The organism is Rhizobium sp. BR 250, assembly GCF_047445855.1.
GTDB lineage: Bacteria > Pseudomonadota > Alphaproteobacteria > Rhizobiales > Rhizobiaceae > Agrobacterium > Agrobacterium tumefaciens_I.
This window is the reverse complement of sequence record NZ_JARWKW010000012.1, coordinates 185,031-207,775: the sequence shown is the minus strand read 5'-3', so window position 1 is coordinate 207,775 and position 22,745 is coordinate 185,031. Positions and strand designations below refer to the sequence as shown.

Annotated in this window: 24 protein-coding genes; 20 read left to right on the top strand and 4 right to left on the bottom strand. The window is 60.1% G+C overall.

The annotated features are described in order from the left end of the window. Positions 1 to 52 precede the first annotated feature (52 nt). Positions 53 to 994 carry a pca operon transcription factor PcaQ gene (gene pcaQ / locus QD336_RS19380; RefSeq protein WP_499171801.1) on the bottom strand — a complete coding sequence of 314 codons (942 nt, stop codon included), beginning with the start codon at positions 992 to 994 and terminating at the stop codon, positions 53 to 55. Between the two features lie 94 nt (positions 995 to 1,088). Here pcaQ and pcaD point away from each other — a divergent pair, with 94 nt between their 5' ends. The 12 genes from pcaD (at position 1,089) to aroQ (ending at position 10,380) form a co-directional block, all read left to right on the top strand. Further along, entirely contained in the window at positions 1,089 to 1,886 is a 798-nt protein-coding gene (gene pcaD / locus QD336_RS19375; protein WP_499171800.1) for a 3-oxoadipate enol-lactonase, read from the top strand. 3 nt (positions 1,887 to 1,889) lie between these two features. Then, the gene (pcaC, locus tag QD336_RS19370) at positions 1,890 to 2,324 is read left to right on the top strand and encodes a 4-carboxymuconolactone decarboxylase (RefSeq protein ID WP_404504479.1); all 435 of its coding nucleotides are present in this window, start codon (positions 1,890 to 1,892) and stop codon (positions 2,322 to 2,324) included. Beyond that, positions 2,321 to 3,061: a protocatechuate 3,4-dioxygenase subunit beta gene (gene pcaH / locus QD336_RS19365; protein ID WP_077984025.1), complete on the top strand. Its 741-nt coding sequence runs from the start codon at positions 2,321 to 2,323 to the stop codon at positions 3,059 to 3,061. Before pcaC ends, pcaH begins: the two co-directional genes overlap by 4 nt. A gap of 2 nt (positions 3,062 to 3,063) precedes the next feature. Next, positions 3,064 to 3,684 carry a protocatechuate 3,4-dioxygenase subunit alpha gene (gene pcaG, locus QD336_RS19360; protein WP_499171798.1) on the top strand — a complete coding sequence of 207 codons (621 nt, stop codon included), beginning with the start codon at positions 3,064 to 3,066 and terminating at the stop codon, positions 3,682 to 3,684. A 12-nt stretch (positions 3,685 to 3,696) separates the two neighbouring features. Continuing rightward, complete coding sequence (locus QD336_RS19355) at positions 3,697 to 4,758, top strand: 3-carboxy-cis,cis-muconate cycloisomerase (RefSeq protein ID WP_499171797.1); 1,062 nt, start codon at positions 3,697 to 3,699, stop codon at positions 4,756 to 4,758. A gap of 368 nt (positions 4,759 to 5,126) precedes the next feature. Next, positions 5,127 to 5,795: an amino acid ABC transporter permease gene (locus QD336_RS19350; RefSeq protein ID WP_006316551.1), complete on the top strand. Its 669-nt coding sequence runs from the start codon at positions 5,127 to 5,129 to the stop codon at positions 5,793 to 5,795. A gap of 10 nt (positions 5,796 to 5,805) precedes the next feature. Then, positions 5,806 to 6,456, top strand: coding sequence for an amino acid ABC transporter permease (locus QD336_RS19345; protein WP_269343126.1), 651 nt, complete (start codon positions 5,806 to 5,808; stop codon positions 6,454 to 6,456). Between the two features lie 43 nt (positions 6,457 to 6,499). Continuing rightward, a complete protein-coding gene (locus QD336_RS19340; RefSeq protein WP_499171796.1) occupies positions 6,500 to 7,339 on the top strand; it encodes a transporter substrate-binding domain-containing protein in 840 nt (279 codons plus the stop codon). 36 nt (positions 7,340 to 7,375) lie between these two features. Then, entirely contained in the window at positions 7,376 to 8,212 is an 837-nt protein-coding gene (locus tag QD336_RS19335) for a transporter substrate-binding domain-containing protein (protein ID WP_499171795.1), read from the top strand. Positions 8,213 to 8,241: 29 nt separating this feature from the next. Then, a complete protein-coding gene (locus tag QD336_RS19330) occupies positions 8,242 to 9,000 on the top strand; it encodes an amino acid ABC transporter ATP-binding protein (RefSeq protein WP_499171793.1) in 759 nt (252 codons plus the stop codon). A 70-nt stretch (positions 9,001 to 9,070) separates the two neighbouring features. After that, on the top strand, positions 9,071 to 9,940 hold the full coding sequence (locus QD336_RS19325; protein WP_499171792.1) for a shikimate dehydrogenase: 870 nt from the start codon (positions 9,071 to 9,073) through the stop codon (positions 9,938 to 9,940). Next, positions 9,937 to 10,380, top strand: coding sequence for a type II 3-dehydroquinate dehydratase (aroQ, locus tag QD336_RS19320; protein ID WP_499171791.1), 444 nt, complete (start codon positions 9,937 to 9,939; stop codon positions 10,378 to 10,380). The genes QD336_RS19325 and aroQ overlap by 4 nt, the downstream gene beginning before the upstream one ends. Here aroQ and QD336_RS19315 read toward each other — a convergent pair. After that, a complete protein-coding gene (locus tag QD336_RS19315; protein ID WP_400821040.1) occupies positions 10,355 to 11,047 on the bottom strand; it encodes a TetR/AcrR family transcriptional regulator in 693 nt (230 codons plus the stop codon). The two genes, aroQ and QD336_RS19315, sit on opposite strands and share 26 nt — an antisense overlap. A gap of 121 nt (positions 11,048 to 11,168) precedes the next feature. Here QD336_RS19315 and QD336_RS19310 point away from each other — a divergent pair, with 121 nt between their 5' ends. Further along, positions 11,169 to 13,070 (top strand): bifunctional sugar phosphate isomerase/epimerase/4-hydroxyphenylpyruvate dioxygenase family protein, encoded by a 1,902-nt coding sequence (locus tag QD336_RS19310; RefSeq protein ID WP_499171813.1) that lies wholly within the window; start codon positions 11,169 to 11,171, stop codon positions 13,068 to 13,070. A 63-nt stretch (positions 13,071 to 13,133) separates the two neighbouring features. On the opposite strand, the gene QD336_RS19305 is transcribed toward QD336_RS19310, so the two are convergent. Next, positions 13,134 to 13,427 (bottom strand): putative quinol monooxygenase, encoded by a 294-nt coding sequence (locus QD336_RS19305; protein WP_499171790.1) that lies wholly within the window; start codon positions 13,425 to 13,427, stop codon positions 13,134 to 13,136. Between the two features lie 635 nt (positions 13,428 to 14,062). Here QD336_RS19305 and QD336_RS19300 point away from each other — a divergent pair. The 7 genes from QD336_RS19300 to QD336_RS19270 all read left to right on the top strand — a co-directional run bounded on the left by QD336_RS19300 (position 14,063) and on the right by QD336_RS19270 (position 22,069). Beyond that, complete coding sequence (locus QD336_RS19300; RefSeq protein ID WP_499171789.1) at positions 14,063 to 15,877, top strand: ABC transporter ATP-binding protein; 1,815 nt, start codon at positions 14,063 to 14,065, stop codon at positions 15,875 to 15,877. A gap of 41 nt (positions 15,878 to 15,918) precedes the next feature. Then, on the top strand, positions 15,919 to 17,454 hold the full coding sequence (locus QD336_RS19295; protein ID WP_499171788.1) for an ABC transporter substrate-binding protein: 1,536 nt from the start codon (positions 15,919 to 15,921) through the stop codon (positions 17,452 to 17,454). Positions 17,455 to 17,542: 88 nt separating this feature from the next. Further along, complete coding sequence (locus tag QD336_RS19290) at positions 17,543 to 18,466, top strand: ABC transporter permease (RefSeq protein WP_499171787.1); 924 nt, start codon at positions 17,543 to 17,545, stop codon at positions 18,464 to 18,466. 6 nt (positions 18,467 to 18,472) lie between these two features. Further along, the gene (locus QD336_RS19285; RefSeq protein ID WP_020811984.1) at positions 18,473 to 19,321 is read left to right on the top strand and encodes an ABC transporter permease; all 849 of its coding nucleotides are present in this window, start codon (positions 18,473 to 18,475) and stop codon (positions 19,319 to 19,321) included. A 5-nt stretch (positions 19,322 to 19,326) separates the two neighbouring features. Next, the gene (locus QD336_RS19280; RefSeq protein ID WP_499171786.1) at positions 19,327 to 21,060 is read left to right on the top strand and encodes a M14 family metallopeptidase; all 1,734 of its coding nucleotides are present in this window, start codon (positions 19,327 to 19,329) and stop codon (positions 21,058 to 21,060) included. A gap of 213 nt (positions 21,061 to 21,273) precedes the next feature. Further along, positions 21,274 to 21,915 (top strand): AraC family transcriptional regulator, encoded by a 642-nt coding sequence (locus QD336_RS19275; protein ID WP_499171785.1) that lies wholly within the window; start codon positions 21,274 to 21,276, stop codon positions 21,913 to 21,915. Continuing rightward, positions 21,908 to 22,069 (top strand): GyrI-like domain-containing protein, encoded by a 162-nt coding sequence (locus QD336_RS19270; protein WP_499171812.1) that lies wholly within the window; start codon positions 21,908 to 21,910, stop codon positions 22,067 to 22,069. The genes QD336_RS19275 and QD336_RS19270 overlap by 8 nt, the downstream gene beginning before the upstream one ends. Positions 22,070 to 22,156: 87 nt before the next feature. Here QD336_RS19270 and QD336_RS19265 read toward each other — a convergent pair whose 3' ends face one another. After that, positions 22,157 to 22,528, bottom strand: a complete 372-nt coding sequence (locus tag QD336_RS19265; RefSeq protein WP_269343104.1) for a hypothetical protein — start codon at positions 22,526 to 22,528, stop codon at positions 22,157 to 22,159. Positions 22,529 to 22,745: the final 217 nt, after the last annotated feature.

Here is a 22,745-nt window from a genome sequence, read left to right as displayed (position 1 = left end):
TCCGACATGACGGAGGAAAGCTTCTCAGATTTTCCCACAGCCGCCCCTCGTATCAGGAACCGGCCTCCGTCCTCCCATCCAGCAACTCGCCCGCCGCCTCGCGAATGGCCTGCATCAACAGCGACAGCGGCAGCGAGGGCTGCGTATCGGCGCGGACCGTCAGCCCCACCGGGCCGCTGGTATCACCGGTCTCGACCGGCAGGATGGCCAGAATACCATCGGCCACATCCGCCGCCACAACACCTTCCGAGATGATCCAGATCGCATCGCTGGTGCGCAGGAAGGCGCGGCCGAAGGCATCCGACACGGTTTCGATGCGGATCGGCAGAGCCGGCACGCCGTTGGCGATCAAAAACTGCTCGACGACGGGGCCGATGACGGATTGCCGTGTCGGCATCAGCACCGGATATTCATGCAGATGGTCGAACACCGAAAGGCCCGGTGACAGCAACGGGTGGCCGGCGCGCACCACGAAGCGCACCTTTTCCGAATAAAGATGCTCGAAGGAAAAACCCGCCATTTTCTGCGGCGCGGCGAGACGCCCAACGACGAGATCAAGATCGCCGACGCGCAATTGCTCCAGCAGCACGGCGTTTTCGCCTGTCACGATCTTCACCGGGCTGCCGGTCTTCTCGGCCAGAAAACCGGCCATCGCCTTCGGCATGATGCGGACCGAAACCGTGGGCAGAGCACCGACCCGCACCGGCGGCCCGGCGCGCGCCGCCTCCTGCGAGACCGAATCGACCGCCTGGCGCAACGCCGTCATCGTCGCACCGGCATGACGCAGAAACACCTCGCCATAGCGGCTGATGCGAATGCCGCGCCCTTCCCGGTCAAACAGCGAGACGCCGAGAATCTCTTCCAGCTCGCGGATCGTCTTCGTCACCGCCGGCTGGCTGACATGCAGGATTTCCGCAGCGCGAATGACGCTTTTCTGGCGCGCCACCTCCACGAAGGTTTGCAGGTGCCGGAACTTGATACGCTGATCGACCATCGCTCATATAATCCACAGGTTATGATTTTCATCGATAATGTCATTTTACTTAACCGGAACCGGCTTGCAATATCCTTCATAGGAGGAGCATGCCATGCATTTTCTGCGCTGCGGCGAGACTGTGATCCATTATCGCGTCAGGGGATTGGACGGCGGCAAACCTGTGATTGCCTTCATCAATTCGCTCGGCACCGATTTCCGAATCTGGGATGCGGTGATCGAGGCGCTCGGCGATGACTATGCCTATGTGCTGCACGACAAGCGCGGCCATGGCCTTTCCGATGTCGGGCGCGCTCCCTATTCCATCGACGATCATGCCGGTGACCTGATCGCACTTCTCGATCATCTCGGCGTCAAAAGCGCCGTCATCTGGGGCCTGTCGGTCGGCGGACTGATTGCGCAGGGGCTTTATGCCCGCCGGCCCGATCTCGTCCGCGCTTTGGTGCTCAGCAACACCGCTCACAAGATCGGCACGACTGAGATGTGGAATGCCCGTATCGACAAAATCGCCGCCGATGGCCTCGCCTCGCTGATCGACCCCGTCATGGAGCGCTGGTTCACACCCGCTTTCCGCCAGCCTGAGAATGCCGCCTATGCCGGCGCGCGCAACATGCTCTCGCAACAGCCGGAAGCCGGCTACAGCGGCACCTGCGCCGCCATCCGCGATGCGGATTATACCGAAGAGGCCGGGCGCATCGCCGTGCCGACGCTCTGTGTTGCAGGTGATCAGGACGGTTCCACCCCGCCGGAACTGGTGCAGTCGCTGGCGGGCCTCATCCCCGCGAGCCGCGTCGTCACCATTGCCGGCTGCGGCCACATCCCCTGCCTTGAACAGCCGCTCGTCTACGCACAGGCGGCCTCCATTTTTCTCAAGACCTTGCCGGAGCATTGACCGATGGCGGACCATATCGACAAAAACGAACGTTTCGAACAGGGCATGAAGACCCGCCGCTCCGTGCTGGGCGATGCCCATGTCGACCGCGCGCAGACGGTGACGACCGGTTTCGACCAGCCCTTCCAGCAGCTCATCACCGAAGCCGCCTGGGGCACCGTCTGGTCCGGAAATCACTGGACGAAGCGCGAGCGTTCGATGGTCACCATTGCCCTGCTTGCCGCGCTCGGTCAGGATGAGGAACTGGCCATGCATGTGCGCGCCACCGCCAATACCGGCGCCACCGAAGCCGACATCCGCGAGGCGCTGCTGCATGTGGCGATCTATGCCGGCGTTCCCGCCGCCAACCATGCTTTCAAAATCGCCAAGCTTGCCCTCGCCAGCATGAAGGCCGATAGTTCCCCTGATAATTCTGGCGATGGGGAGGAGACGAAATGAGCAACCAGCCGCCCGAAACCGGACCGTTCTTCGCGCGCAACCGCGATATCCATCCGCTGGCCTATGCGCCCGGCTACAAAACCTCGATCCTGCGTTCACCGCAGCGCGCGCTGATTTCGCTGGAAGGCACGAAAAGCGAGATCACCGGCCCCGTCTTCGGCCATGGCATGCTCAACCCGCTGGATAACGACCTCATCCTCAACTATGCCCGCCCCGGCGAAATGCCCGTCGGCCCGCGCATTCTGGTGCACGGCCGGGTGCTGGACGAGCGCGGCCGTGGCGTGGATGGCGCGCTGGTGGAGTTCTGGCAGGCCAATGCCGGCGGCCGTTACCGCCACAAGAAGGAAAGTTATCTCGCCGCCATCGATCCGAATTTCGGCGGCGTCGGCCGCACGATCACGGATGAGAACGGCTATTACTGGTTCAAGACCATCCAGCCGGGCGCTTACCCCTGGCCGAACGGGGTCAATGACTGGCGCCCGGCCCATATCCATTTCTCGGTCTTCGGCCACGGTTTTGCCCAACGGCTGATCACCCAGATGTATTTCGAAGGCGACCCGCTGATCTGGAAATGTCCGATCGTCAAGACCATTCCGGATGAGGATGCGATCAAGAGGCTGATCGCGCCGCTCGACATGAATGCGACGCTGCCGATGGACATGCTGGCCTATAAGTTCGATATCGTCCTGCGTGGCCGCCGCTCGACCCTTTTCGAAAACCGCATGGAGGGCAACTGACCATGGTTCAGCCGCTCAACTATTTCAAGGAAACCGCCTCGCAGACGGCAGGCCCTTATGTGCATATCGGCTGCACGCCGAATTTCGTCGGTATCGAAGGCGTGTTCGAAAAGGATCTCGGTTCCGGTGCGCTTTATAACGACAAAGCCCACGGCGAACGCATCAGCGTGCGCGGCACGGTCTATGATGGCGCCGGAATGGCGCTGAAGGACGCCCTGATCGAAATCTGGCAGGCGGATACCGACGGTTATTACAACAGCCTGAGCGAAACCCGCGGCAAGGCCGACCCGAATTTCATCGGCTGGGGCCGCTCGCCGGGTGACATGGATACCGGCGAATTCGTCTTCGAGACCATCAAGCCCGGCAAGGTGCCGTTCCGCGATGGCCGGCCGATGGCGCCGCACATCACCTTCTGGATCGTTGCCCGCGGCATCAATATCGGCCTGCAGACCCGCATGTATTTCCCGGAAGAACAGGAGGCCAATGCGGCCGACCCGGTTCTTGCCCGCATCGAGCAGAAAAGCCGCATCGCCACGCTTGTCGCCAAAAAAGAGGAAGGCAACGTCTACCGTTTCGATATCCGCCTTCAGGGTGAAGGCGAAACCGTGTTCTTCGATATCTGAGCGAGACGGAAGATGAGCCTTTCCCCCTTCGAGCATCCGTTTCTCTCAGGCCTTTTCGGCGACAGCGAGATCGTCGAGCTGTTTTCGGCAAAAGCGGATATCGACGCCATGGTCCGTTTCGAGACGGCTCTGGCGCAGGCACAGGTTGGAGCCGGCATCATTTCCGAGGACGTGGCGGAGGCGATCGTCTCGGGGCTTTCGGACTTTGCTGCCGATTTGACCGCCCTTCGCCAGGGCGTCGCGAAAGACGGCGTTGTGGTTCCCGAACTTATCCGGCAGATGCGGGCAGCCGTCGCCGGCAAGGCGGCGGAAAAAGTGCATTTCGGCGCGACCAGCCAGGATGTCATCGATACGAGCCTGATGCTGCGGCTGAAGGCTGCGACCGAAATCATCGCCGCCCGGCTCGGCCGGCTCATCGACACCCTGGGCGACCTGGCCTCCCGCGATGGCCATAACGCGCTTACCGGTTATACCCGCATGCAGGCCGCCATCGGAATAACGGTGGCCGACCGCGCGGTAAGCTGGATTGCGCCGCTCGAGCGCCACCTTCTCAGGCTCGAAACCTTCGCGCAGAACGGTTTTGCCCTGCAATTCGGCGGTGCTGCCGGCACGCTGGAAAAACTCGGTGACAATGCCGGAACCGTCCGCACCGATCTTGCCAGGCGGCTCGGCCTTGCCGACAGGCCGCAATGGCAGAGCCAGCGCGACGGCATCGTCGAGTTCGGCAATATTCTCTCACTCGTCACCGGAGCGCTCGGCAAATTCGGGCAGGATATCGCGCTGATGGCCGAGCTCGGTACGGAAATCCGCCTCTCCGGCGGCGGCAGTTCTTCCGCCATGCCGCACAAGCAGAATCCGGTCAATGCCGAAACGCTGGTGGCGCTCGCACGCTTTAATGCCGTGCAGATCTCCGCGCTGCACCAGTCGCTCGTGCATGAGCAGGAACGGTCCGGCGCGAGCTGGATGCTGGAATGGCTGTCGCTTCCGCAAATGGTGACGGCAACGGGTGCCTCGCTGCTGATCGCCGAGCGATTGGCCGAGCAGATAGACAGGCTGGGCACAGGCGAAAACTAGCCGCAAGGCCGGTCGATTTTATGTGCAGACGGGGTTTCCGGGCACTGCCGGGCGGCAGGCCGGAGACGATGTGGCGACGCGTGGAAAGCGCTTGCGATTCTTCGCATTAGCCATTGATAAAAAAGACTTTATTCAGAAATCCAGAGAATGAAAAAACAGCACAAAAGCTGCTTTTTAACCGGACATACCGCTTGACACAAAAATGAACTAACTGGTACAAACATTAAGATTAACACCATGCCGCCGACAAGGGTTTCAAGCCAGCAGCGGCAGAAACAGACAAATGGAGGGCTTTGGTACCGCGAGGTTCCAAAGCGATGCGGACAAGGCGAAACGCCTGTTCGGACCCGAACGGGTTGGGAGGAAGTATGTCTTACAGTCTCGATTTTTCGGCGGTTATAGAACGCCTGCCCGAGCTGCTTTTGGCCTGTCTTGCGACAATCGGCCTGGCGATTGCCGGCATGTCGCTCGCCACCGTCATCGGCGTTCTGGGCGTCGTTGCCCGCCGTTCGCGCTTCAAGCTGCTGCGCGGGCTCGTTATCGGCTTCGTGGAAGCCATCCGCAACACGCCGTTTCTGGTGCAGATATTCTTCATCTTCTTCGCCCTGCCGCAGATTGGCATCAAGCTCAACCCGACGGTCACCGCCATCATCGCGCTCGCCCTCAACGGCGGTGCCTATGCGATTGAAATCATTCGCGGCGGTGTCGATTCCATTCCCAAGGGCCAGGTGGAGGCGGGGCTGGCACTCGGCCTGCACCGCGCTCAGATCTTCCGCCATATCATCTTAAAGCCGGCATTGAGGGCGGTTTATCCCTCGCTCACCAGCCAGTTCATCATGCTGACGCTGACCACCTCGGTCTGCACGTCGATCGCGGCTTACGAACTGACCTCGGTGGCGCAGAAGATCGAGGCGGATACATTCCGTTCCTTCGAGGTCTATTTCTCGATCACGCTGCTTTATCTGGTCATTTCCTCGCTGATGATGGGCATTTTTGCGCTCATCTCGCGTGCGTCCTTCAGCTATCCGGTCAAGTGAGGAAAAGACAATGGCATCCATCGGTCCCAACGAACTTTTCTTCCTGATGCAAGGCCTGAAATGGACCCTTGCCCTGACCATTATCGGCTTTATCGGCGGCGGCATTTTCGGCCTTTGCGTGGCGCTTGCCCGCGTCGCGGACAGCCCGGCGATCCAGCGCGCAAGCACGGCATATATTGCCGTCTTTCAGGGCACGCCGCTCCTGATGCAGCTTTTCGTGGTTTATTACGGCGTGGCGCTTGCGGGCCTCAACGTCGATGCCTGGATTGCGGTCGCCATCGCCTTTACCCTGCATGCCAGCGCCTTCCTTGGCGAAATCTGGCGCGGCGGCATCCAGGCGGTGCCGAAGGGTCAGACGGAGGCCGCCAATGCGCTCGGCCTGCACTACATATCGCGCATGAAGGACGTGGTTCTGCCGCAGGCCTTCAAGATTTCGCTGCCGGCCACCATCGGTTTCCTCGTGCAGCTCATCAAGGGCACCTCGCTTGCGGCCATCGTCGGCTTCGTCGAGCTGTCGCGTGCCGGCCAGATCGTCTCCAACCAGACGTTCCGCCCGCTCACCGTCTTCGCCATCGTCGGCATCATCTATTTCCTGATCTGCTGGCCGCTTTCGCTATGGGGCGCCGGTGTTGAAAAGCGGCTGCAGGCCGCGTCCCGCTAATTACCAAAAATCATCTCATCAGCTTTGTAAGGAGGAGCAAAAGATGAAAACTACCAACACGAAATTCTCACGCCGTGCCCTACTCGCGCTCGCCGCGGTAACCGTCGCCCTGCCCTTCGTCGCACCGGCCGATGCTTTCGCCGGCACGGTGGAAGAAGCCAAGGCCAAGGGCAAGGTCGTCATCGGCATTCAGGGCGACAACTCGCCGTGGGGCTTCGTCAATTCCAGCGGCGTGCAGGATGGTCTCGATGCCGATATCGGCAAGGCTTTTGCCGACTATCTCGGCGTCAAGGTGGAGTTCGTTCCGCTCGCCGTGGCCAACCGCATCCCGGCGCTTCTGACCGGTAAGGTCGACGTGCTTTTCGCCACCATGGCCATGACCGCCGAACGCGCCAAGAGCATCCAATATTCCAAGCCCTACGTCGGCAACGTGTTTTCCGTCTACGGCCCGAAGGACAAGAAGATCGCCGGCTTTGACGATCTGACCAGCCTCAACGTCGGCGTGCCGAAATCAAGCGCCATGGATACGGCCATCACCGCCGGCGCGGGTTCCAAGGCCAATATTCTGCGCTTCGACGATGACGCCGCCAATATCCAGGCGCTGATTTCCGGCCAGGTCGAAGCGGTTGGCGGCAACATGTTTTATGGTGACCGGCTGAACAAGGCTGCCGAGGGCAAATACGAATCGAAGTTCGATCTGACGACGATGTATAACGGCGCCGGCACACGTCCAGGCGAAAAGGACTGGAACGAGACCATCAACACCTTCCTCGACAAGATCAAGTCCGATGGCCAGCTCGCCAAGATCTACGACAAGTGGATGAAGCGCGAAGTTCCCGCTTTCCCGGAAAGCCTGCCGGATATTCCTTTCACCGTGAAGTGAAGGATCCGACGAGACTGAAATTGGGAGGAGTGACCAATGGGAATCTTTAAGAAAAACACTGCCTGGCGCACAGCCCTCGCAGTCGGATTGGCAGCCCTGCTGCCGATCCTTTCGCCCGCAGGCGCAGAGGCCAGAACGCTGGAAGAAGCAAAATCCAGCGGCAAGATCGTGATCGGCATTCAAGGTGACAATGCGCCCTGGGGCTTCATCAATTCCAGCGGCGTCCAGGAAGGTTATGATGCCGATCTGGCGCGGAGTTTTGCGGATTATCTCGGCCTGAAAGTGGAGTTCGTGCCGCTTGCCGTCGCCAACCGCATTCCGTCGCTGCGCACCGGCAAGGTCGACGCCCTGTTCGCGTCGATGGGGATGACACCGGAACGTGCCAAGAACGTGCAATATGCACAGCCTTACGCGCATAACGTCATGTCGGTTTACGCCACCAAGGACAAGAAGATCGCCAATTTCGACGATCTGACCGGAATGACCGTTGGCGCACCAAAATCCAGCCCGATGGATACGGCCTTGACGGCTGGTGCGGGGACAAAAGCGAATATCCTTCGTTTCGATGACGACGCCGCCACCATCCAGGCGATCCTGTCGGGCCAGATCGAGGCGATCGGCGGCAACCAGTTTTATGGTGACCGCCTCGCGGCGGCCGGTGGCAAGGATTACGAGGTGAAGTTCGACCTCGTGACCCTCTACAACAGCGCCGCCACGCGCCCCGGTGAAAAGGACTGGAACGAGGCGCTCAACGCCTGGCTCGACAAGGCCAAGGCCAATGGCGACCTCGCAAAAGTCTATGCCAAATGGATGAAGCGCCCGGTTCCGGAGTTCCCGGCCTCGCTTCCGGACATCCCCTACACCGTCAACTGAAACTGCTGCCAAGCATGAAGGAAAGTTCCATGTCGCAATCCGCCGCTCAGGCTCCGCTGATCGCCCTTGAAGGGGTTGGAAAGTGGTATGGAGCCTACCATGCGCTTAAAAACGTCAACATGACGGTTCGCAAGGGCGAGAAGATCGTTCTTTGCGGCCCGTCGGGTTCGGGAAAATCCACCCTCATCCGCTGCATCAACCACCTGGAGGAAATCCAGGAGGGCAAGATCACGGTCGAGGGCACCACGCTGTCGGATTCCAGCCGCGCCATCGATGCGGTTCGCCGCGAAGTGGGCATGGTATTCCAGAGCTTCAACCTCTTCCCGCACAAGACCATCATGGAAAACTGTACCCTCGCCCCCATGCGCGTGAAAGGTCTTTCCAAGGCCGATGCGGAGGCGACGGCACGCAAATATCTGGAGCGCGTGCGCATCCTCAACCAGGCCGACAAATACCCGGCGCAGCTTTCCGGCGGCCAGCAGCAGCGTGCGGCAATCGCCCGGGCGCTGTGCATGGAACCGAAGGCGATGCTGTTCGACGAGCCGACTTCGGCGCTCGACCCGGAAATGGTGAAGGAAGTGCTCGACACCATGATTGGGCTGGCCCGCGACGGCATGACAATGATCTGTGTGACCCATGAAATGGGTTTCGCCCGGCAGGTCGCAGACCGCGTCGTCTTCATGTCGGAAGGCGAGATCATCGAAGAAGGCCCGCCGGAAGAATTCTTCCGCGACCCCAAGCACCAGCGTACGCGCACGTTCCTCGGCGAAATTCTCGCCCACCACTGAGGTTCGCGCGCTCACAGACAGGCGGGCACGTCCCGCCTCTCCCACACCGTCCGATGAGCGACACGTGATCATGACAGAAAAAACCACCTACAAGGTCGGCCTGATAGGCGCCGACATCCAGCTTTCCAAATCACCCGCGCTGCACATGCGCGAGGGCTCGGCCCATGGCCTCGACTATTCCTATGAGCTTGTGGATGTCACCGCCCGCAAACTGCCGCAGAGTGCCCTTCCCGCTCTTCTCGACGAGCTGGAGGCGCGCGGTTTTGCCGGAACGAACATCACCCATCCCTTCAAGCAGGCCGTTATTCCGCACCTGCATGAGCTCTCCGACGACGCCCGCATGCTGGGCGCGGTCAACACCGTCGTCTTCCGGGATGGCCGCCGCATCGGCCACAATACCGACTGGTACGGCTTTTACGAGAGCTTCGTACGCGGCCTGCCGGACGCAAAGCGCGACCGGGGGCTTCTGGTCGGCGCGGGTGGGGCCGGCGTTGCGGTGGCCCATGCCGCATTGAAGCTCGATATAACCCGTCTCGATATCTTCGACCGGGATTTTCCAAGAGCCGAACGTCTCGCCGACGAGCTCAATGCCCGTTTTGGTGAAAACCGCGCCTTCGCGGTCAAAGACCCGGCCGGCTCACTGCCCTTTGCCGATGGCCTCATCCATGCCACGCCGATGGGCATGCCCGCCCATCCCGGCATGCCGGTTGCGGCCGAGTTGATCGAACCAAAGCACTGGGTCGCCGATATCGTCTATATGCCGCTGGTGACCGAGCTTCTGGCAACCGCGGCCCGCAAAGGGTGCCGCACCCTGCCCGGCGGCGGCATGACCGTGTTTCAGGCTGTCGGCGCATTCCGCCTCTTCTGTGGCCGCGAACCGGATGCGAAACGCATGACGGCGCATTTTACCGAACTTTGCATGGCGGAGGGCGTGGCATGAGCCTTTTTACAATCCTGAACGGTCCGAACCTCAATTTGCTCGGCCAACGACAGCCGGAAATCTATGGTTACGAGACGCTCGCCGATGTCGAGGCCGATTGCCGTGCGATCGCCGAAACCGCCGGCCACGAGCTGTTTTTTGCCCAGAGCAACCGGGAATATGAGCTGATCGACTGGATCCACGAAGCCCGCGGCAAGTCCGCGGGCATCGTCATCAATCCGGGCGCCTTTACCCATACGTCGGTGGCGATCCTCGATGCGTTGAACGCCTTCGAGGCGCCGGTCATCGAGGTCCATATTTCCAACATCCACAAACGCGAGGTCTTCCGACACCATTCCTATGTGTCGACCCGTGCCGAAGGCGTGATTGCCGGCCTCGGCATCGAAGGTTACGGGGTGGCGTTACGCCACCTCATCAACCGTCTTTCCCGATCCGCGTAATATGTTCGGGCTTCAGCACATAGCGCAGCAACATCTCCGCCACATGCGCGGACAGCGCTTCCTGGCCGGCCTCACTGAAAAGCGTATCGCCAAAATTGAACGAAAAGGTTTCGGTGTTCGAGACGTTGTAAAAAGACAGTGCGCTGATCTGCCAATGCAGTTCAAGAGCATCCAGTCCGGGCCGGAACAGGCCGGCATCCTGCCCGCGCTTCAATATTCGACGCATGATTTCGATGGCGGGCCGGTTGACGTTGCGGATCGCTTCCGAAACCCTGATGTGCCTGCCGTGGTGAATGTTTTCCGTCATGACCATGCGGACGAAAGCGGGGTTGCGGCGATGATGCTCGAAGGTGAAGCGACAGAGCTTCTCGAGTGCGGCAACAGGCTCCAGATCATCAAGCTCAAGGTTGCCTTCACCACCGCGCACCTGCGCATAGGCCTCCTCCAGCACGCGCTTGTAGAGGCCTTCCTTGTCGCCGAAATAATAATAGATCATGCGCTTGGACGTGCGCGTGCGCGCCGCGATCTCATCGATGCGCGCGCCGGAGAGGCCGTTCTGCGAAAACTCCTCCATGGCGACGGAAAGAATGTCGCGGCGAACCCCTTCCGGATCACGCTTCGCCTGCCGGCTTTCTCGGGTTGCGTTCGAAGTCGCGCTTTTGGTCATCATCCATTCCATCGATGCGGCGGCGGCCTGCGGTCACGCCCTGCTTATTAACCAATTAGTACATAAGGCTGAAAAGGAAGGCAATATGGCGAGCTATGACACAGGAAGACACGGCATGCCAATGCGCACATCCATTGCAACCGTGTCCATCAGCGGCGAGTTCCCCGAAAAGCTGGCGGCCATCGCCAAGGCCGGCTTTTCCGGCGTGGAGATTTTCGAGAATGATTTCCTGACCTACGACGCCTCCCCGCGCGAGGTAAAGGCGCTGGCCGCCGATCATGGTCTCGATATCACCCTCTTCCAGCCGTTCCGTGATTTCGAGGGCATGCCGGAGCCGCACCGGACCCGCGCTTTTGAGCGCGCCCAGCGCAAATTCGATATCATGGGCGAACTCGGCACCGACCTGATGCTGATCTGCTCGAATGTCTCACCGGTGTCGCTCGGCGGCATCGACCGCGCGGCGACCGATTTCCACGAGCTTGGCGAACTCGCCGCAAAACACGGCGTGCGCGTCGGTTACGAGGCGCTGGCCTGGGGCCGCCATATCAGCGATCATCGCGATGCCTGGGAGGTGGTGCGTCGTGCCGATCACGCCAATGTCGGCATCATTCTCGACAGTTTCCACACGCTGTCGCGCAAGATCGATCCCAATTCGATCCGCTCAATCCCCGGCGACAAGATCTTCATCGTGCAGCTGGCCGATGCGCCACTGATCGACATGGACCTGCTCTACTGGAGCCGCCATTTCCGCAACATGCCGGGCGAAGGCGATCTGCCGGTCGTGGATTTCATGCGCGCCGTGGCCGCGACCGGCTATAGCGGCCCGCTGTCGCTGGAAATCTTCAACGACCAGTTCCGCGGCGGCTCGGCCCGGCTGCTTGCTGAAGATGGCCACCGTTCGCTCATCAACCTCATGGACCAGGTACGCCGCCTCGAACCCGATATCCACATCGACGTGCCCGCCATGCCGGAACGGGTTGAGACACAGGGCGTGGAATTTGTCGAATTCACCACGGCGCCGGAGGAAAAGGCCAATCTGGAAGCGCTGCTCGCCACGCTCGGCTTTGAAAAATCGGCGCAACATCGCAACCGCACGGTCGATCTTTATACGCAGGGCGATATCCGCATCGTCATCAATACCAGCGATGACGGCGACAGCTTTGCCGGTGCTTCCTATTCGATCCACGGCACCAATGCCTATGCCTTCGGGCTGAAGGTCGACGATGCCAAGGCGGCGCTGGCACGTGCCGAAGCCCTCGGCGCACCGACCTTCGCAGAACCGCGCAAGACGGGTGAAGTCGCCGTTCCCGCCATTCAGGGCGTGGGCAACGGCGTCATCTATTTCCTCGATGCTTCGCCGGCGCTCGCCTCCATCTGGGACAAGGAATTCGTACCGACGCAGGGGCAGAAGGCGGCAGGCGATACCGGGCTGACGCGCATCGATCATCTCGCGCAAACAACGCATTATGATGAAATGCTGACCTGGCTTCTGTTCTACACCTCGCTGTTTTCCTCCCGCCGCACGCCGATGGTGGATGTGGTCGATCCGGGCGGGCTGGTGCGCAGCCAGGCGATTGAAAGCGTGCCGGAACCGCATTTCCGCTTGACCATGAACGGTGCGGACAACCGCAAGACCTTCGCCGGCAAATTCCTGGCGGAGGGTTTCGGCACCAGCATCCAGCACATTGCCTTCGCCACCGACGATATTTTCGCCACGGCCAAGGCGATGCAGGCGCGCGGTTTCCAAGCCCTGCCGATCTCGCGCAATTATTACGACGATCTCGAAGCCCGCTTCGGGCTGGAGCCGGAATTTTCCGATGCTCTGAGGGCCGCGAGCATTCTTTATGACCGCGACGACAATGGCGAATATTTCCAGATCTACAGCCGCACCTTCGGGGAAGGTTTCTTTTTCGAGATCATCGAAAGGCGTGGTGCTTACGGCGGTTATGGCGCCATGAACGCCCCCTTCCGCATTGCCGCGCAACGGCGCCTTGCGCCGCCGGTCGGCATGCCGAAAGAATAAGTCTCGGCACCAAAATCCGATCGGGCCGCAGCCGGCAGAAATGCCGCTGCGGCCCGTTTTCGTTCAAGCCAAGGTCGTTATTTCATAGTCGCGTGGAATGGCGGAGGTCACCGTAAACCAGGTAGACGCCCGCGTCCGCTGCTGATGAAAATCAAAGGCATGACGATCGGCAAAAAGCTCCTCCACCCGCCAGATCAGCGGATCTTCGGTCTGGGACACCTCGAATGAAATGCAACCGGGTTCCGCTCTGGTCAAGCGAATGTGTTCGGGAAGATAGGTTTCCACAAGCTGGATATCCTCCACCGATGCGCAACGTAGGAAGCCGGATAATCTGACCGCGCCCGTTCTATTCGTCATGTTCGGTATCCTTGTTATTGATTATCCGCCTGTGACACGGGCAACGATACAATCGTCCTCCATTGCGACATCGCGATAAAGTTTGCCCGCTTATCCTTCCGCCGTCATCCTCGGGCTTGACCCGAGGATGACGTCGACCATATCGGAGCCATCACCTATCTTCGACACTCGCGGACCGGCAACAGTCTTCCCCGACAATAAGCCCTGAAGAAGCGTGGTGCGCGCCCCACACATTCAGGCACACCCGCGCTTAAAATCGATGCACTTGCGCATTTGTAGAGCAGTACACAAAAATTGTTCAACACTCTGGACATGATTGTTCTGTTTTGTTAGCTTTTTCCACAAAACAGGGGTGGGGGAGAATACAGTTTCATGCGCATTGTCGAATCTGCGTCCGACGCAAATTATCCGGCTGGTACCCGTGAGGTCATCAGCCGCGCTTCTGCGGCATTGCGGGCTTCGAATTGCCGGGCCCCTTCCGCCGGCACAGCGGCCTGAAACATGCAGCCCCTCGTGACATTCCCGTCCTGTCCGCATGACGCCGCCCGGCGCATGCCTGCCCGCGACCTTTTCCCCCTTTCCATTTCAGATGACTGCGCCAGAATTGCCGCGCAGGCCATGCCGGAGACGATGATATGACTGCCGCAAACTCCCTCCTGTCCGTCGAAGGCCTGAGCGTCGAGTTTGGTAACAGCCGCGTCGTGGACGATATTTCCTTCCGCGTCGAGCCTGGCCGCACCGTTGCGATCGTCGGGGAATCCGGATCGGGAAAATCGGTCACCTCGCTCTCCACCATGCGCCTTGCGGACATGATGGGCGCGACCTACCCCACCGGCAAAATCGTCTTTGAAGGCAAGGACTTGCTGAAGGCTTCGCAGAAAGAGATGCGCTCGATCCGCGGCAAGGAGATCGCCATGATCTTCCAGGAGCCTATGACCTCGCTCAACCCCGTCTTCACCATCGGCGATCAGATCTGCGAAGTGCTGATATTGCATGAGAAGCTCGGCAAGACGGCTGCCATGGCGCAAGCCCGCGAGCTTCTCGAAATGGTGCGCCTGCCCGATGCCGCCGAACTTCTCAAGCGTTATCCGCATCAGCTTTCCGGCGGCATGCGCCAGCGCGTGATGATCGCCATGGCGCTCGCCTGCCGGCCGAAGCTTCTGATCGCCGACGAGCCGACGACGGCGCTCGATGTGACCATTCAGGCGCAGATCCTCAACATCATGCGCGACCTGCAGAAGAAACTCGGCATGGGCATGGTCTTCATCACCCATGATATGGGCGTGGTGGCGGAAATGGCCGATGACGTCGTCGTCATGTGGAAGGGCAAGAAGGTTGAGGAAGGTCCGGTGAAGGATATCTTCGCCAATCCGCAGCACCCTTACACGCGTGCCCTGCTTTCCGCCGTACCGCGCCTCGGCAGCATGGAAGGTGAAGAGTTTCCGAAGCGCCTGCCGCTTACCGTGTTGCAGGATGGCCAGCCGGTGGTGATCGGTGAAGAGCGCGTGCAGGACACCGCGAAATATGACGACAAGCCGCTGCTGTCGGTGAAGGACCTGTTCGTGCGCTTCGATATCCGCAAGAACCTGTTCGGCAAGGCGACGCACCGTTGCAGCGCCGTACAGAAGGTGAGCTTCGATATTCACGCCGGCGAAACGCTGGCGCTGGTGGGCGAATCCGGGTCAGGCAAATCCACCATCGGCCGTACCATCCAGCAGTTGCAAACGGCCGTATCAGGCGAAATTGCCTTTAATGGCCGCAGCTATTCGCAGATGTCGTCGGCAGAGCGGTTCCGCATGCGTCAGGAAGTGCAATATATCTTCCAGGACCCCTTCGCCTCGCTCGATCCGCGCAAGACGGTCGGCTTTTCCATAGCCGAGCCGATCAACACCCATGGTTTGATCAATGATCAGAAGGCCGTACGCCGGCGCGTGGATGAATTGCTGGAACGCGTGGGCCTCGGCTCCGAACATGCCGCGCGTTATCCGCACGAGTTTTCCGGCGGCCAGCGCCAGCGCGTCTGCATTGCCCGCGCGCTGGCTTCCGATCCGAAGCTCATCATTGCCGATGAGGCTCTGTCGGCGCTCGATGTCTCCATTCAGGCGCAGATCATCAATCTGTTCATGGACCTGCAGGCCGAGCGCGGTCTCGCCTATCTCTTCATCAGCCATGACATGGCTGTCGTGGAAAAGATGAGCCACCGCGTCGCCGTGCTTTATCTTGGCCAGATCATGGAAATGGGCAGCCGCCGGCAGGTCTTCGAAACACCGATGCATGATTATACCCGCCGCCTGCTGTCGGCCGTGCCGGTTGCCGATCCGACCATCGAGCGCCGCATCCCCATGCTCGAGGGCGAGATTCCCAATCCCGTGCGCCGTGTCGGCGACGAGCGAGCCGTTCTCGCTCATGAGGAAATCAATCCGGGCCACTTCATCGCGAAGAGCGCCTGAATAACAACCAGAACCGCAACCATCTGAAGAGGAACAGGTAGATGACAATAATCAAGAAGGGGATGACGACAACGTTCGTCGCGCTTGCCATGGCCGCCACGGCCTTTACCGCCGCACCGGCTTTCGCCGCCGGCAAGATGACCATTTCCAGCCCGCAGGACCCCGGCAGCTGGGATCCGATCGACACGTTCCTCGTGCAGTGGGCTGCCGTCGCCACCAATATCTTCGACGGCCTGACCTATCGCGGCCCGGACCTGAAGGTTGTGCCCGGCCTTGCCGAATCCTGGGAAGAGCTCGATGAAGGCAAGCGCATCCGCTTCAAGCTGCGCCAGAACGTCAAGTTCCACAATGGCGAACCTTTCAACGCCGCCGCCGTCAAGTTCACCTTCGAGCGCCTTCTCGGCGAACAGGGTGCCAAGGGCCCGCAGCGCTCCAACTATGTTGCCATCGAAAGCGTCGATGTCATCGACGACTATACCGTCGACATGAAGCTGAAGGCACCCGATCCGGTGCTTTTGACCAAGCTTGCCGGTTACGGCGGCATGATCGTTCCGCCCAAGTACATTCAGGAAAAGGGTGAGGACAATTTCAACCTCAACCCTGTCGGCACCGGTGCGTTCAAATTCGTGTCCTACGCGCCGAAAAACAACATCAAGCTCGAAGCCAACCCGGATTACTGGGGCGGCGCGCCAAAGCTTTCCGAACTGGAATATCGCTTCATCGCCGAGCCGGCGACCGCCGTTGCCGAATTGCAGGCCGGCCGCGTCGATCTCGTCATTCCGCCCACCATCCCGATTGGTATGATCCCGGTTATCGAAGGCGATTCCAAGCTTCAGATCGTCAGCGTTCCCGGCCCGACCGTCGATGCGCTGCGTTTCAACACCCACGACGGCATTACCGCCGATCCGAAGGTGCGCAAGGCGATCATCATGGCGGTCGACCGCGGCACGATCGTCAAGTCGATCCTCGCCGGCCAGGCATCGGAGATCGCGAGCTTCCAGAGCGCGCTGTCCTTCGGTTACGATCCGGAACTGAAGCCGCTGCCTTACGATCCGGAAGGCGCGAAAAAGCTTCTCGCAGAAGCCGGCGTCAAGCCGGGTGCGGCGCTGCAGATCGATATCCGTGGCAATGACGCGACGATGAACGAAGTGGCACAGGTCATTTCCAGCTACCTCTCCATGGTCGGCATCACCGCCACCATCAAGCCCTATGAAACCAACGTGCTGCTGAACGACATCATCCCGCAGGGCAAGACCGGCGCGATGTTCCAGCAGAAATGGGGCGGCTGGACCTTCGATTACGACAACACGGCCTATTCCATGTACCACTCGGGTGAAAAGTGGAACCCCTATGACAAGGACGAGAAGCTCGACAAGCTCTTGGAATCCCAGCGTCCGCTGACCGACCGTGCCGAGCGCGAAAAGATCCTCAAGGAAATCGGCAGCTATACCGCCGAACGCGCGCTGGAAATCCCGCTTTACAACACCAATGCCATTTACGGCATCAACAAGCGGGTCAAGGGTTTTGTCGCACCGCCGGATAACCGCCTGAAGCTGACCGACGTGACCGTCGAATAGGCGGGTGATCCTCTGACACGCCGCCTTGTCCGCCTCTCGCGGGCAAGGCGGGATTTCTCTTCCCCCGTTTCCTCGCAAGGTAAAAAACGTGGCCGGTTTCCTCATCAAGCGATTGCTGCAGGCGATTTTTGTCGTCATCGCCATCACCCTTCTCGTTTCTTTCGCCATCCGCCTCACCGGCGATCCGGCCGTCACCATGTTCCAGGGCGGCGGCAGCATGACGGAAGACGATCTGGCGCGCATCCGTGCGGCGCTGGGCACCGACCGGCCGTTCTTCGTACAATATTTCAGCTTCCTGAAGGGCCTCGTGACGCTCGATTTCGGCCGCAGCTTCACCGGTAGCACGCCGGTTTCGCGACTGATTGCCGATGCCCTGCCCGCCACGCTGCTCCTGGCCTTCATCTCGATGGCGGTCTCGATCGCGCTTTCCATCCCGCTCGGCATCAAGGCCGCGACCTCGCGCGGCAAGACGGCCGATCAGGTGATCCGCATCTTCTCGCTCGTCGGTCTGTCCTTCCCGAATTTCTGGCTCGCCACCATGCTGGTGCTGTTGTTCTCCATCACGCTCGGCTGGCTGCCGCCAAGCGGCATGGGCGGTTTTGCCAGCTACGTCATGCCATCAGTGACGATGGGTGTGATCCTGACGGCAACCAATGTCCGCCTGGTGCGCACCGCCATGCTCGATACGCTGCGTTCACAATATGTCATGGTTGCGCGCGCCAAGGGCCTCAGCGAAAGCAAGGTTCTCTACAAACATGCGCTGCGCAATTGCGCCATTCCGCTCATCACCTATTTCGGCCTGCAATTTGGCGGGTTGCTCGGCGGCATCGTCGTCATCGAGCGCGTCTTCAACTGGCCGGGCCTCGGCACGCTGGCTTTCGATGCGGTCGGCGCGCGTGACTATCCCGTGCTTCAGGCCGTCATCACCGTGCTGTCGCTGATGATCGTCGGCATCAACCTTCTGGTCGATATCGCCTATGGGCTTGTCGATCCGCGCATCCGCACGGAGTAAGTGACGATGGCTGCCAAAACCTCGCGTCTCGCGCGCTTCACCAATCTGGAATTCGTCCTCGGCGCGTTTCTCACCACCGTCATCTGCCTTGCCGTCGTCTTTTCCGACGTGCTGTTTCCGGGCGGTGCGGACAAGATCGACCTGATGGCGCGCCTTGCCAAGCCCTTCGCCAATGCCGCCCATCCGCTCGGCACCGATCCGCTCGGACGTGACGTGCTCGCCCGTGTTGTCGCCGGCGGCAAGATTTCGCTGCTGGTCGGTTTCACCTCGGTCATCGGTGCGGTCATCTTCGGTGTCGCCGTCGGTCTGGTCGCCGGTTATTATCGCGGCTTCTGGGATATGCTGGTCATGCGCTTTGCCGATATCCAGCTCGCCATGCCCTTCATTCTTCTGGCCATCACCTTCATCGCCATTGTCGGCGGCAGCCTCACCAACACGATCATCCTCTTGATCGTCTCGCAATGGGTGCAATATGCCCGCCTCGTGCGCGGCTCGGTGCTGACGCTGAGAGAACGCGAATTCATCCTGTCTGCCCGCGCCATCGGTGTGAAGGACTGGCGCATCATTCTCCAGCACCTGCTGCCAAACCTCATCGGCCCCGTCATCGTGCTGATGACGCTCAATGTCGCCAACAACATCCTGCTTGAAAGCAGCCTCACCTTCCTCGGCCTCGGCGTTGATCCGACCATTCCGAGCTGGGGCGGCATGCTGGCGGATGGACGTACCTATTTGCAGACGGCATGGTGGGTCAGCGTCTTCCCGGGTCTTGCGATTCTTCTGACTGTGCTTGGCCTCAACCTTCTCGGCGACTGGCTGCGCGACAGCCTTGACCCAACAGGCAGAACCTCGAGGTAATCCAGATGAGCCAGATTTTCGACCAGACTTTCGAACGCACGCTGGATACGCTTCTCGCCAATGCCGAGCCCGGCCAGTCCTTTGAGGCATGGACCTTCGATGACGCCAAAAGCCGCCGCGAAGCCGAAGAGAGGCTAAAGAAAAAAGGCGTCAGCGCTCGCATCCGCAGCGCCTACAAGCCGCTTCTCTTCACCTTTCTGGAAGAGATCAATCTGGATGGCGTCGACACCATCGAGGTGCGTTACCCCGTGCACGCGAACGCCCCCGCCAACCGTTTCCGGCTGGAGGCCTATCCGCTGGCGGCGCTGGTGGGCGATGCGAAGATCGATTTCATCGCCCGCGAAGATGACGCCTTCCACTATGACGTTGCGCTGAGCCGCAACGGCAAGAAGGAAACCCTGAAGGTTCTCGCCCCAAACCGGGTTCATACGGATATCGTCGGCGAAACCAATGTCTCGCCAACCGGCTGGTTCCGGCCTGCCGGTAATGCTACGGGCGAGCGGCTGGAGACGGATTACGAGCAGCTTTTCGAAGCGGCGATCAATGCCGTCGTCAACCACGGCTGGGGCGATGAAGAGCCCTATTTCGAGGAACTGAACATCCGCGTCGCGCATCCGGCCGAAGATTTGCCGCTCTCCCTCGGCGATGAGGTCGTCAGCCTGCGCGAAGCCCTGCATGAGGATTTCTACTTCTCGCTCCTGGAGTTCTTCCAGAAAAAATCCGGCCGGCCGCTGGGTGACCGGGGCCTGAAGCCCGGCCAGATCGTGCCGGAAATCGTCAAAAGCGAAGGCGAAGTCTCAGTCCGCATCGAGGCACGCACGCTCACCACCGCCTTTCTCGATGGCCGCGAACAGCAGATCGATATGGCCAGCGAACCGGTTGCGGCAGGCCAGCTCGCGAAGCTGCTTGAAGAGATCGGCGGCGAGGCCTTCGATGCCCGCTCCCGTTCCGGCCGTATTCTTGCCGCCCGTTATGTCGTCGGCAGCGATGCCGCCGTGATGGTGAGCGGCGGTCAGCACCCGAACGAAACCACAGGCATCGTCGGCGCAATCCGTGCCGCCCGCAAACTCGCGCGGCGCAAGGGCGCGCATTTCACCATCTGGCCGCTGGAAAATCCTGACGGTTACGCCCTGCACCAACGCCTGCGCGTCGACAATCCGCGTCACATGCACCATGCGGCGCGTTACACCGCACTTGGCGACGATCTCGAATATCGCACGCGGGAAAATTCGGGAGTCCATCTCAACGAGAAGGAAATCCGCTTCAAGGCGCAGGAGATCAGCGGCGCGAGCCTGCATGTGAACCTGCACGGTTATCCCTCTCACGAGTGGACCCGGCCTCTATCCGGATATGTGCCGCGCAATTTCGCCATGTGGACGTTGCCGAAGGGCTTCTTCCTCATCATCCGCCACCATGCGGATTGGGAAAGCCAGGCGGAAGCCCTGCTCGACAAGGTAACCCGCCATCTCGGTGCGATTCCCGGCCTGCTCGACTACAATAACCGCCAGATCGCGCTTTATGAAATCCACGCCGGCGAAACCGGTTTCCGCATCATCAACGGCTTCCCGTGCCTGTCCTCCATCGACGACCGCCACACCGTGCCGATGACGCTGATCACCGAATATCCCGATGAAACGATCTATGGCGATGATTTCATCACCGGCCATACCGCGCAGATGGAGACGGTTCTTTCCGCCTATGAGGCCTGGCAGGAAATTCTGTCACCACAGGTCGCCTGATATCTCTGCTGGAAACGGCACTGCCGGCGCGCCCGCTTTTCCGGGCGCGCTATCATGAAAACGAAACGGCGGGAATGAAAACGGCCTAGCGGTTCCCAGACCGGTTCAGGGTCCTCCTGTATTGTTGGCCGCGCACGCGATAACAAGTCAAACCCGATCAAGCAGGAAGCGGAACGGTTTTGCATGGTGCGGGCGTGAACCACAGGAGACCCCATGCCCGCCCTGGACAAGCTCATCTGGCAGATCGAAACCGATCTGCATAAAAACCTGACATTGACAGCCCTGTCCGACCGCTGCGCGATCAGCACACATCACATGTGCCGGTTGTTTCAGCTCGCCACCGGCCTGTCGATCATGTCCTATGTTCGGGCTCGTCGACTATCCGAGGCGGCCAAAACGATGGCAAGATGCGATGGTGACATCCTCGCTGTCGCGCTTGATGCGGGATACGGGTCCCATGAGGCGTTCACGCGAGCCTTCGCGAATTATTTCAACATATTACCGAGCACTGTTCGCAAGGCCCGATCAACCTCATCCCTTGATCTCATGGAGCCATTAAAAATGAAGAAAGACATGTTCATCGAAGTCCAGCCGCCGGAAATGCGCCGGTGCGACGCCTTTATGGTGGTCGGTCTCAGCACCCCGTGTTCACTGGAAAACAACGGTGCCATTCCAGCCCTGTGGCAGAGCTTCAATATACGCGAAAGCGAGGTCGAAGAAGCGGTGGCCGGAGCTGCTTACGGCGTATGCAGCATTGCCGATGAAGCCGGCAACTGCAAATATCTCGCCGGTGTCAAAGCACTGAAGACCCGCGCAATCCTACGCGGTTTTTGTCCACAACGGCCACATCTCTGATCTTCCCAAAACGGTTTATACGATCTGGAACAAGGCGCTGGCGGATGCCGGACTGAAAACCGCCCCCTCCCCTGATTTTGAGCTGTACGACCGACGCTTCGATCCACAAACGGGGCGGGGAATCGTGGAAATCTGGATACCAGTCGCCACCTGAGGCAGGTGGTGATCAAGAGCCTGTGCCCCAACCGGATGTTGGGGCATATCTTTAATCGCAGCCAGCAAAAGACAGAGAAAGGGAAGCCTATTTCGCCGGCGTGATGGCGGGCTTCTGTTCCCGCTGCTTCTGCAACAGCTGTTTGCCCTTGCTGAGAATATGCAGGTTCGCCGCATCGAGCTTGTTATAACCCGCCTGGATAATATCGAGATCGGCAACGTGCCCGATCGCCGCGAGCTTGTACATGACGTCGCCGACGGCCACGTCGATGGTTGGCGCCGGCGCGGCCGCCGCATCCTTCACCGCAGCCTGGATGTCACCTGCCGTCCCGCCCATCGCATAATAAAGCGTGAGCGCCTTGCGCAGGAAGCCTTCACGACGCTCGATCCTGTTGTTGAGCATATTTTCCCCGACGCGATTTCGCATCAGCTCAACAGCTTTGTTCTGATATTCGCCCATCAAGACACCAAATAAAGTTCCAAAATATGCTTTGCGAGACTACGAACAATCCCCTTAGAACTGGTTAAGGCAGGGGTTCGCCTCGGCATGGGCACTATCGCGCGCCGAGTTTGCCCGAAGCTGATTTCGCGGCAGGAATTGCCAGCCCGATTTGAGAATCGCCAGAGCGACGCTTATGCTCGATCCGGCATGGGTAGAACAAAACGACGGGGTATTG

Excerpts from the sequence above, each read along its gene's own strand:
- pcaQ (WP_499171801.1), bottom strand. The coding sequence starts at position 994 with ATGGTCGATCAGCGTATCAAGTTCCGGCACCTGCAAACCTTCGTGGAG.
- pcaD (WP_499171800.1), top strand. The coding sequence starts at position 1,089 with ATGCATTTTCTGCGCTGCGGCGAGACTGTGATCCATTATCGCGTCAGG.
- pcaC (WP_404504479.1), top strand. The coding sequence starts at position 1,890 with ATGGCGGACCATATCGACAAAAACGAACGTTTCGAACAGGGCATGAAG.
- pcaH (WP_077984025.1), top strand. The coding sequence starts at position 2,321 with ATGAGCAACCAGCCGCCCGAAACCGGACCGTTCTTCGCGCGCAACCGC.
- pcaG (WP_499171798.1), top strand. The coding sequence starts at position 3,064 with ATGGTTCAGCCGCTCAACTATTTCAAGGAAACCGCCTCGCAGACGGCA.
- QD336_RS19355 (WP_499171797.1), top strand. The coding sequence starts at position 3,697 with ATGAGCCTTTCCCCCTTCGAGCATCCGTTTCTCTCAGGCCTTTTCGGC.
- QD336_RS19350 (WP_006316551.1), top strand. The coding sequence starts at position 5,127 with ATGTCTTACAGTCTCGATTTTTCGGCGGTTATAGAACGCCTGCCCGAG.
- QD336_RS19345 (WP_269343126.1), top strand. The coding sequence starts at position 5,806 with ATGGCATCCATCGGTCCCAACGAACTTTTCTTCCTGATGCAAGGCCTG.
- QD336_RS19340 (WP_499171796.1), top strand. The coding sequence starts at position 6,500 with ATGAAAACTACCAACACGAAATTCTCACGCCGTGCCCTACTCGCGCTC.
- QD336_RS19335 (WP_499171795.1), top strand. The coding sequence starts at position 7,376 with ATGGGAATCTTTAAGAAAAACACTGCCTGGCGCACAGCCCTCGCAGTC.
- QD336_RS19330 (WP_499171793.1), top strand. The coding sequence starts at position 8,242 with ATGTCGCAATCCGCCGCTCAGGCTCCGCTGATCGCCCTTGAAGGGGTT.
- QD336_RS19325 (WP_499171792.1), top strand. The coding sequence starts at position 9,071 with ATGACAGAAAAAACCACCTACAAGGTCGGCCTGATAGGCGCCGACATC.
- aroQ (WP_499171791.1), top strand. The coding sequence starts at position 9,937 with ATGAGCCTTTTTACAATCCTGAACGGTCCGAACCTCAATTTGCTCGGC.
- QD336_RS19315 (WP_400821040.1), bottom strand. The coding sequence starts at position 11,047 with ATGACCAAAAGCGCGACTTCGAACGCAACCCGAGAAAGCCGGCAGGCG.
- QD336_RS19310 (WP_499171813.1), top strand. The coding sequence starts at position 11,169 with ATGCGCACATCCATTGCAACCGTGTCCATCAGCGGCGAGTTCCCCGAA.
- QD336_RS19305 (WP_499171790.1), bottom strand. The coding sequence starts at position 13,427 with ATGACGAATAGAACGGGCGCGGTCAGATTATCCGGCTTCCTACGTTGC.
- QD336_RS19300 (WP_499171789.1), top strand. The coding sequence starts at position 14,063 with ATGACTGCCGCAAACTCCCTCCTGTCCGTCGAAGGCCTGAGCGTCGAG.
- QD336_RS19295 (WP_499171788.1), top strand. The coding sequence starts at position 15,919 with ATGACAATAATCAAGAAGGGGATGACGACAACGTTCGTCGCGCTTGCC.
- QD336_RS19285 (WP_020811984.1), top strand. The coding sequence starts at position 18,473 with ATGGCTGCCAAAACCTCGCGTCTCGCGCGCTTCACCAATCTGGAATTC.
- QD336_RS19280 (WP_499171786.1), top strand. The coding sequence starts at position 19,327 with ATGAGCCAGATTTTCGACCAGACTTTCGAACGCACGCTGGATACGCTT.
- QD336_RS19275 (WP_499171785.1), top strand. The coding sequence starts at position 21,274 with ATGCCCGCCCTGGACAAGCTCATCTGGCAGATCGAAACCGATCTGCAT.
- QD336_RS19265 (WP_269343104.1), bottom strand. The coding sequence starts at position 22,528 with ATGGGCGAATATCAGAACAAAGCTGTTGAGCTGATGCGAAATCGCGTC.